This window comes from Hymenobacter agri (genome assembly GCF_054778495.1).
In genome coordinates this window covers 1-13891 of the sequence record NZ_BAAGZM010000052.1, presented here as the reverse complement: position 1 = coordinate 13891, position 13891 = coordinate 1, and the positions used below count along the sequence as shown (strand labels likewise).

At 59.7% G+C, this 13891-nt stretch carries 13 protein-coding genes; 8 read left to right on the top strand and 5 right to left on the bottom strand.

Features of this window, described 5'->3' with window-relative positions; genetic code table 11:
* Positions 1 to 188, bottom strand: a 188-nt coding sequence (locus tag ACYVDE_RS04990; protein ID WP_460500369.1) for an acyl-CoA dehydrogenase family protein, incomplete at its 3' end; no start/stop codon positions are given.
* A gap of 268 nt (positions 189 to 456) precedes the next feature.
* Between ACYVDE_RS04990 and purH the strand changes: the two genes are divergently transcribed.
* The 7 genes from purH to ACYVDE_RS04955 all read left to right on the top strand — a co-directional run bounded on the left by purH (position 457) and on the right by ACYVDE_RS04955 (position 8527).
* Positions 457 to 1992: a bifunctional phosphoribosylaminoimidazolecarboxamide formyltransferase/inosine monophosphate cyclohydrolase gene (purH, locus tag ACYVDE_RS04985; protein WP_460500368.1), complete on the top strand. Its 1536-nt coding sequence runs from the start codon at positions 457 to 459 to the stop codon at positions 1990 to 1992.
* A gap of 347 nt (positions 1993 to 2339) precedes the next feature.
* Positions 2340 to 3365, top strand: a complete 1026-nt coding sequence (locus tag ACYVDE_RS04980) for a rod shape-determining protein (protein WP_460500367.1) — start codon at positions 2340 to 2342, stop codon at positions 3363 to 3365.
* Between the two features lie 89 nt (positions 3366 to 3454).
* A complete protein-coding gene (gene mreC / locus ACYVDE_RS04975) occupies positions 3455 to 4426 on the top strand; it encodes a rod shape-determining protein MreC (RefSeq protein ID WP_460500366.1) in 972 nt (323 codons plus the stop codon).
* The gene (locus tag ACYVDE_RS04970) at positions 4423 to 4950 is read left to right on the top strand and encodes a hypothetical protein (protein ID WP_460500365.1); all 528 of its coding nucleotides are present in this window, start codon (positions 4423 to 4425) and stop codon (positions 4948 to 4950) included. Before mreC ends, ACYVDE_RS04970 begins: the two co-directional genes overlap by 4 nt.
* Positions 4951 to 5089: 139 nt before the next feature.
* Positions 5090 to 6949: a penicillin-binding protein 2 gene (gene mrdA, locus ACYVDE_RS04965; RefSeq protein ID WP_460500364.1), complete on the top strand. Its 1860-nt coding sequence runs from the start codon at positions 5090 to 5092 to the stop codon at positions 6947 to 6949.
* 168 nt (positions 6950 to 7117) lie between these two features.
* Positions 7118 to 7834, top strand: a complete 717-nt coding sequence (locus ACYVDE_RS04960) for an SDR family oxidoreductase (protein WP_460500363.1) — start codon at positions 7118 to 7120, stop codon at positions 7832 to 7834.
* 120 nt (positions 7835 to 7954) lie between these two features.
* Positions 7955 to 8527, top strand: coding sequence for a Riean_0653 family protein (locus ACYVDE_RS04955; protein ID WP_460500362.1), 573 nt, complete (start codon positions 7955 to 7957; stop codon positions 8525 to 8527).
* A gap of 8 nt (positions 8528 to 8535) precedes the next feature.
* Here ACYVDE_RS04955 and ACYVDE_RS04950 read toward each other — a convergent pair whose 3' ends face one another.
* Complete coding sequence (locus tag ACYVDE_RS04950) at positions 8536 to 9078, bottom strand: M15 family metallopeptidase (protein ID WP_460500361.1); 543 nt, start codon at positions 9076 to 9078, stop codon at positions 8536 to 8538.
* Between the two features lie 233 nt (positions 9079 to 9311).
* On the opposite strand from ACYVDE_RS04950, the gene ACYVDE_RS04945 reads away from it, so the two are divergent.
* Positions 9312 to 10490: a hypothetical protein gene (locus ACYVDE_RS04945; protein ID WP_460500360.1), complete on the top strand. Its 1179-nt coding sequence runs from the start codon at positions 9312 to 9314 to the stop codon at positions 10488 to 10490.
* A gap of 62 nt (positions 10491 to 10552) precedes the next feature.
* Here the strand turns inward: ACYVDE_RS04945 and ACYVDE_RS04940 are convergent, their stop codons facing one another.
* From ACYVDE_RS04940 to ACYVDE_RS04930, 3 genes are all read right to left on the bottom strand, one after another.
* Positions 10553 to 11953: an NADH-quinone oxidoreductase subunit N gene (locus ACYVDE_RS04940; RefSeq protein ID WP_460500359.1), complete on the bottom strand. Its 1401-nt coding sequence runs from the start codon at positions 11951 to 11953 to the stop codon at positions 10553 to 10555.
* Positions 11954 to 12077: 124 nt separating this feature from the next.
* On the bottom strand, positions 12078 to 13544 hold the full coding sequence (locus ACYVDE_RS04935) for a complex I subunit 4 family protein (protein ID WP_460500358.1): 1467 nt from the start codon (positions 13542 to 13544) through the stop codon (positions 12078 to 12080).
* Positions 13545 to 13646: 102 nt separating this feature from the next.
* A partial coding sequence (locus tag ACYVDE_RS04930) for a T9SS type A sorting domain-containing protein (protein WP_460500357.1) occupies positions 13647 to 13891 on the bottom strand: 245 nt, incomplete at its 5' end.

Here is a 13891-nt window from a genome sequence, read left to right as displayed (position 1 = left end):
GCCCCGCCAAACGCGGCCGGCAGCGCGGCCGTGAGCAAGCCGGCCGCCGCCAAATCGGCAAACGACTGCGTGGGGAATTCGCCTTCCACGTCGGTTTCGGCGGCTTGGGCAAACAAGTGCGGCACCAATTGGGCGGCGGCCGTTTCGGCGGCGGCGGGCGAGGCCAGGGAAGAAGAAGTAGCGGACAAAGCAGTATAAATGCAGCAGTGATAACGAATAGCGCGACGCATAATCCGGCCTGCTGGCGGTAGCAGCAAGTTGGCAGGCCGCCCGGCAGGCAGCCCGGCTAGCTATACTTGAGAACCCGGCGCGGTGTTCGGCACGGGAGGGCCGGATGGCGGCAAACGGCGGAAATATGCGGTGGTAACAATTCGGTAATCTCAGCGTGGCCCTGCTCCGCCGGAGCCCGGCCCTACCTTTGTTGCGGCAATTCTGCCTCCCCAAACCGCCCGTTTTATGTCGTCCCGTCCCATTCGTGCTGCGTTGCTTTCTGTGTATCATAAAGACCGGCTGGCCCCGCTGGTGCAGGTATTGCGCCAGCACGGCGTCACGCTGTATTCCACCGGTGGTACCCAGAAATTCCTGGAAGAAGAAGGTGCCGAAGTAACCGCCGTGGAAGACCTCACCGGCTTCCCCGAAGTATTTGGCGGCCGCGTGAAAACCCTGCACCCCAAGGTATTCGGCGGTATTCTGCACCGCCGCCACGATGTGGGCGACCTTGCCGAAGCCGAGCTGCACGCCATTCCGCCCATCGATTTGGTAGTGGTCGACCTCTATCCCTTCGAAGAAACCGTGGCCAGCGGGGCCGAGGAAGAAGACGTCATCGAGAAAATTGACATCGGTGGCATCTCGCTGCTGCGCGCCGCTGCTAAAAACTACCGCGACGTGCTCGTGGTAAGCAGTCGCGACCAGTACGCCGCCGTCACGGAACTGCTGACCGCCAAAAACGGCGGTACCGACCTCGAAGACCGCCGCCACTATGCCGCCGCCGCCTTCGCCACCACCTCGCACTACGACACCGAGATTTTCGGCTACCTAAGCCAGAATACCGCCGTGGCCGGCACCGCCCTGCGCCTCAGCCAACAGCCCGCCTCGCCGCTGCGCTACGGCGAGAACCCCCACCAGGCCGGCACGTTCTACGGCGACCTGTCGGCGCTTTTCGACCAGCTCCACGGCAAACAGCTCAGCTACAACAATCTGGTCGACGTGGACGCCGCTGTGGCCCTGATGGCCGAATTCACCAACGGCGCCCCGGCCTGCGCCATCCTCAAGCACACTAATGCCTGCGGCGTGGCCCAAGCCGCTACCCTGCGCGAGGCCTACCTGAACGCCCTGAGCTGCGACCCGACCTCGGCTTTCGGCGGTGTTATCATCGTGAACAAGGAAGTGGACGCGGCCACCGCCGCCGAGCTAAACCAGCTGTTCTTCGAGGTGCTGATTGCGCCCGGCTTCGCAGCCGATGCGCTGCCGGTGCTGCAAAGCAAGAAAAACCGCATTCTGCTCACGCAGAAGCCCGTGGCCTTCCCCAAAAAGCAGGTGAAAACTCTGCTCAACGGCATCATCGAGCAGGATGCCGACCGCCAGACGGAATCGGCCGCCGACTTCCGGGTAGTCACGCAGTCGGCACCCACAACGGAGGAAACGGAGGCGCTGGTGTTCGCTGCTAAAATCTGCAAGCACACTAAGAGCAACACCATCGTGCTGGCCCGCGCCGGCCAGCTGCTGGCCTCCGGCGTCGGCCAGACCTCGCGCGTGGATGCCCTGCGTCAGGCCATCGAGAAAGCCCGCAGCTTCGGCTTCGACCTAACTGGCTGCGTGATGGCCTCCGACGCCTTCTTCCCCTTCCCCGACTGCGTGGAAATTGCCGGGGCCGCCGGCATCCGCGCCGTAGTGCAGCCCGGCGGCTCCATCAAGGATGCCGACAGCATTAAAGCTGCCGATGAACTGGGCATGGCGATGGTACTCACCGGTGTGCGCCACTTCAAGCACTAATAAAATAGGGTGCGGGGCTTGCCCCCACCCGCCGTTAAACGGTGTTGGTGAAACGTTGCCAACGACGGGCGGGAGCAAACCCCGCACCCTACTGTTCCGGTAATGATGAAGCCCCGACGCCAGGTAGCGTCGGGGCTTTTGTTTTAAAAAGGAACTTCAGCACAATTCAGGGCTGGTCGCAATAGCGCAAGGATTGCTGCGTTGCGCTGCGCTCCACTCGCAATTACAGACGGTTATCCAGCGGAATACCCTAATCTCGTTCACCAACCCCGCCCAAACCTTCCGTACCTTTGCGCATTATTCAGGCTGGGCCTAAATCCAGCCTCCGCCTTATTGCCGCTAACTCAATGGGTTTCTTTAATTTCCTGACCAGCGATATCGCCATCGACCTGGGTACGGCCAATACGCTCATCATTCACAACGATAAAATCGTGGTGGACGAGCCGAGCATCATCGCCAAAGACCGAACTACGAATAAGGTCATCGCCGTGGGCCGCCAGGCCCAGCAGATGCACGAAAAAACGCACGATAACATCCGCACCATCCGCCCGCTGAAGGATGGCGTGATTGCCGATTTCCACGCTGCCGAGGAAATGATTAAGGGCATGATTAAGATGATTGATACGCGCAATCGCCTGTTTCAGCCCTCGCACCGCATGGTTATCTGCATCCCCTCAGGCATCACCGAAGTGGAGAAGCGCGCTGTGCGCGACTCGGCCGAGCACGCCGGGGCCAAGGAAGTATGGATGATTCAGGAGCCCATGGCCGCCGCCATCGGCATCGGTATCGACGTGGAGCAGCCCGTGGGCTCGATGATTATCGACATCGGCGGCGGTACCACCGAAATCGCGGTTATCGCGTTGTCGGGCATCGTGTGCGACCAGTCGATTAAGACGGCCGGCGACGTGTTCAACCAGGATATTCTTGACTACATGCGCCGGCAGCACAATCTGCTCATCGGCGAGCGCTCGGCCGAGCGTATCAAAATCGAAGTAGGCGCGGCCCTCACCGAGCTCGATGTGGCCCCGCCCGACCACGAAGTGCGCGGCCGCGACCTGATGACCGGCATTCCGAAGGTTATCAAGGTGACGTTCTCGGAAATTGCTATCGCGCTCGATAAGTCGGTGGCCAAAATCGAAGAAGCCGTGCTGAAGGCCCTGGAAATTTCGCCGCCCGAGCTGTCGGCCGACATCTACGAAAACGGCATTCACCTCACCGGCGGTGGCGCCCTGCTGCGCGGCCTCGACAAGCGCCTGGCCGCCAAAACCAAGCTACCCATTCATATTGCCGAAGACCCGCTGCGCGCCGTGGTGCGCGGCACCGGCAAGGCCATCAAGGACATTCAGGCCTTCCGTGGTGTGCTGCTGACTTAAGTTAAATGAAGAATGAAGAATGAGGAATGAAGAATTGCCGGACGTAATTCTTCATTCCTCATTCTTCATTCTTAATTCGAGACCACCCCGTGCGGAACCTGTTTCTTTTCCTTTTTCGCTTTCGCGGGGCGCTGGTATTTAGCTTGCTGGAAGTAGCCTGTTTATACCTGTTTATCACGAACAGTTCTTACCACCGGGCTGCCTTTTTCAACTCGGCCAATACCTACGCCGGCACGGTGCTGGCCCGCCGCGCGCAGGTGGCCGACTACTTCCACTTGGCCGAGCTAAATCAGCAGCTGGCCGCCGAAAATGCCAGCCTGCGCCAGCAGCTGTACCCGGCCGATTCGACCCGGCGCGAGGCCGATTCGGTGGCGCTGCCGCCCGCTCGCCTCGATTCGCTCAAGCGCGTGCGCTACGTGCGGCCCGCCCGGCAACCCGATACGTTGCTGCTCGGCCAGCGGGCCATTGCGGCCCGCGACCCAAGTTATCCACTTATTCCGGCCCGGGTTATCAACAACTTCGTTCGTAATGTGGATAACTACCTCACGCTAAATGTGGGCAGCGCCGATGGCGTGGTGTCGGGCCGCGGCGTGGTGGCCGCCAATGGTGTGGTGGGCCGCGTGAAAGTGGTGAGCGAGCACTACGCCACCGTGACCAGCCTGCTGCACTCGGAAACCCGCGTGGCCTCCAAAATCAAGCGCGACGGCACTATTGGCACCATCCGCTGGCTGGGCGACGACCCTACCCACGCGCTGCTCGATAACGTGCTGCGTGAAACCAAGCTGGTGAAGGGCGACACGGTGGTGACGTCGAGCTACAACTCGGTGTTTCCGGAGGGCATTTTCATCGGCACCATTGATTCATTTGTGAAGGAGGCGGATAAGAATTTCTGGACTATTCGGGTGAAGCTGGGCATCAATTTCGCTAACCTGAATTACGTGTACGTGGTAACCAACCGCCAGAAAGCCGAGCGCGACACCCTGGAGGCCCGCACGTTGCGGCCCCTGCCCACCGCCACGCCCGCGCCAACCGCGGCCCCGAAAGGAGGGAAGCGCCCATGAGTGGCCTGCGCGACATTTTAGTGCAGCTGGTACGCTACGTGCTGTATGCGGGCGTGCACGTGCTGCTGATTAGTCGGCTGGTGCTGTTCGACCTGGGCTGGTGCTTTTTCTACCTGGGCTTCCTGCTGTTTCTGCCGCTGCGCACGCCCATCGTGGTGCAGCTGCTGCTAAGCTTTGGCATGGGCCTGACGATGGATATTTTTTATGACACGGGCGGGCTGCACGCGGCGGCGGCCGTGCTGCTGGGCTTTCTGCGGCCGTGGGTGCTGCGTCTGCTAACCCCGCGCGACGGTTACGACAGCGCCGATACCGTGAACGTGCACCAGATGGGCTGGCAGTGGTTTATGGTGTACATGCTGCTGCTGGTAGTGCTGCACCACACCGCCTTCTTCGTGCTAGAGTTGGGCAGTTTCCGGCATTTCGGCACCACGCTGGGAAAAATTCTGGTGAGTGCACTCTTTACCAGCGTGGCGCTGTTGATTGTGCAACTACTGTTTTTCCCGGTGCGGCGGGGGCGGAATTAGGTAATAAGAATGAATTAAATAACGTCATGCCGAGCGCAGCCGAGGCATCTCGCGTGCATCGTTGAACGATTGAGTTACTGCCGCACGCGAGATGCCTCGGCTGCGCTCGGCATGACGTTACAGATAGGGGAAATAGATAATGCAATACTTAGAAGGCCGCAAATACGTCGTGCAGGGCATTTTCCTGGTGGTGGCCCTCATCTTTCTCACGCGGCTGTTTTTCATGCAGGTGCTGGATGGCACCTACAAGCTGGCGGCCGACAAGAACACGCTGCAGCGCATCGTGCAGATTCCGTACCGCGGGCTGATTTACGACCGCAAAAACCAGCTGCTGGTGCAGAACACGCCCGTGTACGACCTCATGGTGGTGCCGCGCGAAGTGAAGCAGCTCGACTCGGTGCGCTTCTGCGAGCTGTTGCAGATTCCACTCGAAGGGCTGCGGGTCAGCCTGAAAGCGGCGAAGAAATACTCGCGCATCAAACCCTCGCCGGTGGTGCAGAACCTCACTACGCCCGACCTAGCCGCGATTTCCGACCGGCTGGCTGACTTCCCGGGCTTCCGTATTCAGGCGCGCATGGCGCGGGCCTACCGCACGCCCAACCTGGCCCACGCCCTGGGCTACGTGGGAGCCATCACGCCGGCCTTTCTGGAAAAGCCGCGCTACGCTAGGTACCAACCCGGCGAAAACGTGGGCATTTCGGGCTTGGAGGCATATTACGAAGACACGCTGATGGGGCGGCGCGGTGTGCAGTACAAGATGGTGAATGTGCGCGGCATCGAGAAGGGCAAGTTTCGGGGCGGTGAATTCGATACGCTGTCGGTGGCCGGGCAGGACTTGCACCTGAGCATTGATGCCGAATTGCAAGCGTATGGCGAGAAGCTATTGGCGGGGCGACGCGGCTCTATTGTAGCCATCGACCCGAAATCGGGCGAAATCCTGGCCTTCGTATCAGTGCCGAACTACGACCCTAGCCAGCTCACTGGCAAGGGCTCGGGCAACCGATACATGGCCCTGCTCAACAACCCCGACCGCCCGCTCTTCGACCGCCCGCTGATGGCCACGTATCCGCCCGGCTCGGTGTTTAAGCTTGTGAATGAGCTGGTGGCCCTGCAGTTGGGCGTGGTCACGCCCAACACCCCTTTCGAGTGCAACCAGAAGCTGGTGCGCTGCACCCACCGCCACGAGCCACCGCACAATGTGAGCATTGCCATCAAGCAGAGCTGCAACCCCTACTTCTATCAGGTGCTGCGGGCGGCGGTGGTGCGCGGCCAGGCGCCCAACAAGTACGACGACGCCCATATCGGCCTGGCGCAGTGGCAGAAAATGGTGAAGTCCTTCGGCCTGGGCGAAAAGCTGGGCGTGGACATGAGCCAGGAAAAACGCGGCCTGATTCCGTCGCCGGAATTTTACGACAAGAAGTTCTTCAATAAGAAGGAAAACCGCCAGCACCGTTGGAGCTTCCGCAACGTGTATTCGCTGGCCATCGGGCAGGGCGAAATTGGTATCACGGGCCTGCAAATGGCCAACGTGCTGGCCACTATTGCCAACCGGGGCTGGTACATCACGCCGCATTTCGTGCGTGGCATCGGCCAGGGCGGGCCGTTGCCGCAGTTCCGCCAGAAGCACTACACGGCCGTCGATACGGCGCTGTTCAAGTTCCTCATCCCCGGCATGCAGGCCGTGGTGGACGGCAACGGCGGCACCGGCAACTTGGCTTCGCTGGCCGAATTCGGCATTTCGGTGGCCGGCAAAACCGGCACCGTGCAAAACCCCCACGGCTTCGACCACGCCACCTTCGCCGCATTCGCCCCGGCCAACGACCCCAAAATCGCCATTGCCGTGTTCATCGAGAACTCCGGTTTCGGCGGCACCAGCGCCGCCCCCGCCGCGGGCCTGATGATTGAGAAATACCTGCGCGGCAAAGTGGCCCCCTACCGCAAGCGCTGGGAGGATTGGGTGATGTACGGCGACTTCACCAAGCACCTGCACGGGATGTAGGTACCCCGCCTGTCATCCTGAGCACAGCGAAGGACCTTATCACGCTGGAAATTTCAACGTGGTAAGGTCCTTCGCTGTGCTCAGGATGACAGATAAGAAACTAAAACGCTCTCAACCTTTCGCCACGTAATCTGGTTGTAGCACCTCCCCAACCAATTGAATCAACTCATGGAATCCCTCCAAGGAAAAGTCGCCCTCGTAACGGGCGCCGGCAAAGGCATTGGCCGCGCCGTAGCCCTGGCCCTGGCGGCCGAAGGTGTGCAAGTAGGCCTGCTGGCCCGCACCGAAAGCGACCTGCTCGAAGTAGCGGCCGAAATTATTGCCACCGGCGGCAACGTCGTCACCGCCGTGGCCAACGTAGCCGACCGCACGGCCGTGAACTTGGCCGTGGCCAAAATCCACGACGAGCTGGGCCCGATTGATATCCTCATCAACAACGCCGGTATCGGCAGCTTCGCCAAGTTCCTGGAAATGGAACCCGAGCAGTGGGAGCACATTATTCAGGTGAACGTGATGGGCACCTACTACGTGACCCGCGCCGTGCTGCCGGTGATGATTGCGCGCCAAACCGGCGACATCATCAATATTTCCTCGACCTCGGGCCTGCGCGCCGCCGCCGGTAGCAGCGCCTACAGCGCCTCCAAATTCGCCGTGATGGGCCTCACCGAAGCCCTGATGCAGGAAGTGCGCAAGCACAATATCCGCGTGTCGGCCCTCACGCCCAGCACCGTAGCTACGCCCCTGGCCCTCGAAAACAAGCTCACCGACGGCAACCCTGAAAAGGTGATGCAGCCTGAGGATTTGGCTGAGTTCATGGTATCGCAGCTGAAATTGAACCGCCGCATTTTCATTAAAGAAGCGGGCATGTGGTCGACGAATCCGTAATCGCCAAGTTCGATGACAAAAGCGCCCCCGTAACTTGAATTGCGGGGGCGCTTTTACGTTCTCTTTATTTTAGAAAGGTATAGATAATTGTTACATTCACTCGTCTTATTTTGCTTCAACGTGCCCCAACCTACTATGAAAATGTATCGTGCTTCGCTGCTGCTGCTGCCCCTTATGGGTATGAAAAAATGCGAGAGAGAAGTAGCGCCAGCCTTTACGTTGCCCCCAATCACCCAAACCGGTGCCAATACTATTGGCTTTATAGTTAATGGTCAAGTGTGGCGCAACTACGGCTGGCTACCATATACCGCTGCTGAAAGTGATAACCTACGTGGCTCTTATGTTCCGTATGGGCAGTTTACTTTAAATGCTGGCCTGATTGACCGGAACCGTTATGAGAGTTTTTATTTGAATTTAGATAGCTTGATAAATACCGGTACTTATTCAGTTAATATCAATGCTAAACAAGGAACAATCCGCCGCGCAGAAAGGATACTGATTTTTAGTGATGAGTCAGGGAAAATGTATTACGGCTATTCACCCAAAGGCACTAAAATAACTGTCGTAATCACCAAGCTGGATACAAGTAGACATATTATCGCGGGTACTTTCGAAGGAACGTTAGCACAAATGGCTGATTCAAGTAAAAGGGTACGTATCACCGATGGTCGGTTTGATATTAAGTATCAATAGCAATGCCTTTACAGCCGTTCAAACGGCACGTCCTGAATCGGGTACGACTTCCAGTACTGGAAATCGAAATGCCACCACTCAGCTGGTAGCACCGTGAAGCCGTGGGCCTCCATGCGGGCGCGGAGCAGGTCGCGGGCCATGCGCTGGGCCGGGGTGCCGCCCGCGTAGGCGGCATAGGAGCGAGGACTCATCTCGTCGTAGGCGCCAGTCATCACGATTTCGCGGCCGGTGGCCAGGTCGCATAGTGTTAGGTCGACGGCACAGCCGCGGTTGTGGCGCGAGCCCTTGCGCGGGTCGGCCACGAACTCCTTTTTATCGGCCGGGGTGTGGTCCCACATCTGCTTGGTGATGCGCCAGGGCCGGTAGCCGTCGAATACCAGCAAGCCGTAGCCCAGCGGGCGCAACTCCGCGCTGACTTGCGCCAGTGCCTCGGCGGCCGGGCGCTGCAAAAAGGCCCGCGCCTGCGGGTAGAGAACCCGGCCCATAAAGTTCTGCGGGGTGGCGTAGCGAATATCCAGCCGGATGGTTGGGTCAAGCTGCGTCAGTTCCACCAGTTCGGTGGAACGAAAGGGGCCAGCCTCGTGCGGCGGTCGGGCCGCGCAGCTGCTGAAGAAGCAGAACGCTAATAGCCAAAGCCGGCAGATAGGGCCACGCCGGTCAAGAACATACATACAACGAGTGGTTTTGGGTGGTGCTATTACCTGTTCCTACCTGCAAGTTATGGCTCAACGGCACCGTTCAGTAGCTGCTTACCTTCGTAGCTCATAGGGTTTGTTTGCTTCTCATGGTAAAGTCTTTCGGTTGGGTGCGTTGCATCATCGCAATAGGCAGTTTGAGCATCTCGCACATTGCTCGCGGCCAGACGCTGGACCTGACGGCTCGGGTCGACACGACGCAACGCGAGGTAAAGGCGATTTATCAACTGGTAAAAAACTACCTGAGAGCCAAGCCCGACAGCCTATATGCAAATCCGTACTGGAATGCTGCTGAAACCAACTACTATTTTGGACAACACCACGAAAAGGCCGATTTAGCAGCTCCTTTCGTGTTTTTTGGTATTACCGCGCGGCAAACATTCCGCGCATATAAGCCCACGGTGCTCAGCATTGAGCCCGCCGGCAACAAATACGTGGCGCGCATTATTCTCTACGCCGAAACCCCGGCCAAGTGGATAACCGATTCGCAGTGGAATCCGCCGTTCATCTTGCGGTATTATGCAGCCAGAAACGACGCTGGCGAATGGAAGCTGGAAAATACCTGGAGTAACGTACTAACGCAGTGGAAAACGCATGCTACGCCGTGGATTACATTCCACTATCCACCTACTTTCAATTTCAGCGCGGCTAATGCCCTCCGAGCCAGCGCATTTTGCGATTCGGTGGTAACTACGCTGAAGCTGCCGGATGCCAAGCCTTTCGATTTCTACGTGATGGATTCGGAAGAAGAATTGGGACGGCTATTCAACATAGACTACTGGCTGGCCTATAATACCGGGTTCACGCAGAAAATGTATAATCGGACCCTCTCGGGCCGGGGCCGCGAGCAACACCTGCACGAATTCGCGCACATGCTATATCATCCCGTCAACAATTACTTTCTGGCCGAAGGCATTGCTACTTACCTGGGAGGCGTTGATGGATTCACCCCTTACCAGCAAACCCTGCGGGCTGTAGTGACCGATTTAAATAAAAGCCACCCCACAGTTCGGTTTAAGGATTTGTACAGCAACACGTTCAAATACGCACTTAATAGCTATCCGCGCTATGCGGCCGGGGCGCTAGTTTACGATTTGGTACGCCAAAAGGCGGGCTTGGCCGGGTTCGCGCAATTAGAACAGAGCGAAAACACGTATGAGTCGTTTCTCGCGCATTTCGCGACGGTAATGCATCTACGGCCCGATAAAGCCGACGCTTTTCTGAACGAGGCACTGAGGAAATATCCAATGAACTCAGCTGTGCACTAGTCGTGCTAAAACGAAAAAAGGCGGCCCCAGCGGGTCGCCTTTTTTCGTTGATTAACTACATTTTACAGCAGCCCGCTCACGAAGCCCGGAGCGATACCCAGCACAATCGTCAGCAGTGCCAGCACTACTAGCGTTACGGTTTGGATGCCATCTACCGGTACCGGCGTGGCGTCTTCGGAAGCCGGCTTCAGGTACATGGCGATGAGGGGGCGCAGGTAGTAGTACAGGCCTACCATGCTCATAATCACGGCAAATACCACGAGGCCAATGTAGCCCTGGCCCACGGCGGCGGCCAGCAGGAAAAACTTGCCGAAGAAGCCGCCCGTGAGCGGAATACCAGCCAGCGAAAGCATGGCCACCGTCATCACGAAAGCCAGCAGCGGGTTGGTGCGGCCGAGGCCGTTGAGGCCGGCGTAGGAATCGTCCTGGCGGTGGTCGGTTACGAGTTTCAGCACGCCGAAGGCGGCCACGGTGGCGATGGAGTAGGCCAACGAGTAGAAGAAGATGGCGCTGGCAGCTTCGCCCTGTAGCACGCCCTTGCTGGCCACGAGGCCGATGAGCAGGTAGCCGGCGTGGCTTACGCTGGAGTAGGCCAGCATGCGCTTGGTGTTGTCTTGGGCCGCCGCGCCCACGTTGCCGAGCAACAGCGTGAGGGCGCACATGGCCTGAATGGTGGGCATCCAGAAACCCTGGGCGGCCGGCAGGGCCACGGCCAGCAGCTTGAGGAAGGCGGCGAACCCAGCGGTTTTCACCACCGTGCTCATGAAGGCAGTGAAGAAGGTGGGCGTGCCCTGGTACACGTCGGGCGTCCAGAAGTGGAAGGGCGCGGCCGATACTTTGAAGCCAATGCCGATAATCATCATCAGAATGCCGATGTAGAGCATGGGCTGCAGGCTGGCATTAGCGGGCGCGGCTACGGCGGCGGCCAGCTGCGAGAGGGCGAACGTGCCGGTAGCGCCGTAGAGCAGCGCGATGCCGAAGAGCAGGATGCCGGTGGCAAACGCACCCATCAGGAAGTACTTGAGGGCGGCTTCGTTGGAACGCGAGTCGCGCTTGCTGCTGCCGGCCAGCACGTACATGCTGATGCTCAGAATTTCGATGCCTACGAACAGCATGATGAGGTGGTCGTAGCCAATCATCATGATGGCGCCCACCAGCGAGAACAGCAGCAGGGCGTAGTATTCGGCCAGGTTGGGCTCGCCGCTCGTCACGTAGCTGCGCGAGAAAGGCAGCAGCAGAATGGTGGTGAGCAGCACGATGCCGGTGAAGGCGACCGTGTAGTTATCGACCACCAGCATGTGATTGAAGTAGGGCTCGTGCACGACGTTCCAGTCGGCGTAGTTGGCCCCGAACACGGCCAGCAGCAGCAGCATGGCGCCGGGCAGCAGCACCTTGTTCGAGCGCAGGAAGCCCAGGAACAGGTTGAGGATGCCGAAGACGGAGAGGAGAATGATGGGAGTCATGTTGGCTTCAAATAAGAACGTCCGGCTAACGGCGAACGTCATGCAGAGCGCAGCGAAGCATCTCGCTCGGGGTAACTAAATACTTGCTGCACGCGAGATGCTTCGCTGCGCTCTGCATGACGTTCTACCGCCCAACCAGCGCGAGGATGTTCGTGACGGCCGGCTCTGAGATGTGCAGGAATGTGTTGGGGAACAGGCCAATCCAGAACACGAGGGCAATGAGGGGCACGAAAATCAGCAGCTCGCCGCCGGTTAGGTCGGTGATGGTTGCGGAGTGAGCCGAGTCGGGGCCGAGCATCACGCGCTGGAACATGCGCAGCAGGTACACGGCCGAGAAGATGATGGTGAGGCCGGCCACGGCGCCCACCCAGGCGTTGTACTGGTACACGCCGCCCAGCAGCAGGAACTCGCCCACGAAGCCGCCGGTGAGGGGCAGGGCCACGGTGCTCAGCAGCATCACCAGGAAGCAGACCGTGAGTAGCGGGGTGCGGCGGGTGAGGCCGCCCAGGTCGGGGATGTAGCGGGTGCCGGTGCGGCGCTCAATGGCATCGGCCACCAGGAACATGCCCACCACGTTCACGCCGTGGGCCAGCATCTGAATGACGGCGCCCTGCAGGCCGATTTGGGTGAGCGAGAAGATGCCGGCCGCCATCAGGCCCACGTGCGAGAGCGAGGAGTAGGCGATGAGGCGCTTCACGTCGCGCTGGCGAATGGCGATGATGGCGCCGTAGATGATGCCGATAACCGAGAGGATAATCACCGGCTTCTGCCACTGGCTCACGCCGAGCGGCACCACGGGCAGCAGCCAGCGCAGGGTGCCGTAGATGCCCATTTTCAGCATGATGCCCGAAAGCAGCATGGTGGCGGGGGCGGGCGCATCGGTGTAGGTATCGGGCTGCCAGGTGTGGAAGGGGAAGATGGGCATCTTCACGGCGAAGGCCGCGAAAATCAGCCAGAACAGCCACGACTGCTCGGCGGCGCTCAGCTTGAGGCTATAGAAGGCCGACAGCTCGGACGAGTGGGCGGCCAGCGAGCCGGCGGCGGGGCCGGTTTGCAGGTACAGGTACACGAAGCCGGCCAGCATCAGCAGCGAGCCCACCACGGTGTAGAGGAAAAACTTGAGGGTGATGGCCACGCGGCGCTCGCCGCCCCAGGCCCCGGCCAGGAAGTAAATCGGAATCAGGGCCACTTCCCAGAAGAAGTAGAACAGGAAGGCATCGAGCGAGGTGAACACGCCCAGCAGGCCCGTTTGCATGAACAGCACGAGGGCGTAGAAGGTCGACGGGCTGTCGTAGTCGCGCTTAAAGGCCGACAGCAGGATAAGCGGCACTAGGAAGGTGGTGAGCAGCACCAGCAGCAGGCTCAGGCCATCGAGGCCGAGGTGAAAGTTGATGCCGGCTGACGGAATCCAGTTGTAGTTGAGGTTGTAGGCCTCGGAGCCGTGGGCTTTGAAGTCGAACGCGACGAAGGCCGCGAGGGCGAATTCGAGGAGTGAGGCCCCCAAAGCGAGGGCGCGGGCGGCGGCTCCCTTAACGAATAGCAGCAGCAGGGCGGCGGCTAAAGGGAGAAAAAGCAGTACAGCAGTCAGCATCAGCAGGCGGATTGGGCGCGTTGCGGTACGGGGGAACCCGTGCGCAAATTGACCGCAAACTTACGCACGGAGTAGGAAGGCACCACCGTTTTTGCGCAACTTCTACTCGCGGGCCACTTTACGGGCCATCAGCACGCGCCCGCTGGCATCGAGCCACTGCGCCACGTAGAGCCCCGGGGCCAGCGCTGCCACCGAAACCGAAGTCTCCATTCCGGCCGCGGGCTGGCGCTTCACCTCGCGGCCCAGGGCATCGAGCAGGCGTACACTGGCGGTGGTTTGGGCTGGCTGGCGCAGGGTGAGCGTGGCGGTGGCCGGGTTGGGAAAAGCCAGGAAACCGGCGGCTTCGG

Coding starts and splice junctions, on each gene's coding strand:
- purH (WP_460500368.1), top strand. CDS start 457: ATGTCGTCCCGTCCCATTCGTGCTGCGTTGCTTTCTGTGTATCATAAA.
- ACYVDE_RS04980 (WP_460500367.1), top strand. CDS start 2,340: ATGGGTTTCTTTAATTTCCTGACCAGCGATATCGCCATCGACCTGGGT.
- ACYVDE_RS04970 (WP_460500365.1), top strand. CDS start 4,423: ATGAGTGGCCTGCGCGACATTTTAGTGCAGCTGGTACGCTACGTGCTG.
- mrdA (WP_460500364.1), top strand. CDS start 5,090: ATGCAATACTTAGAAGGCCGCAAATACGTCGTGCAGGGCATTTTCCTG.
- ACYVDE_RS04960 (WP_460500363.1), top strand. CDS start 7,118: ATGGAATCCCTCCAAGGAAAAGTCGCCCTCGTAACGGGCGCCGGCAAA.
- ACYVDE_RS04945 (WP_460500360.1), top strand. CDS start 9,312: ATGGTAAAGTCTTTCGGTTGGGTGCGTTGCATCATCGCAATAGGCAGT.
- ACYVDE_RS04940 (WP_460500359.1), bottom strand. CDS start 11,953: ATGACTCCCATCATTCTCCTCTCCGTCTTCGGCATCCTCAACCTGTTC.
- ACYVDE_RS04935 (WP_460500358.1), bottom strand. CDS start 13,544: ATGCTGACTGCTGTACTGCTTTTTCTCCCTTTAGCCGCCGCCCTGCTG.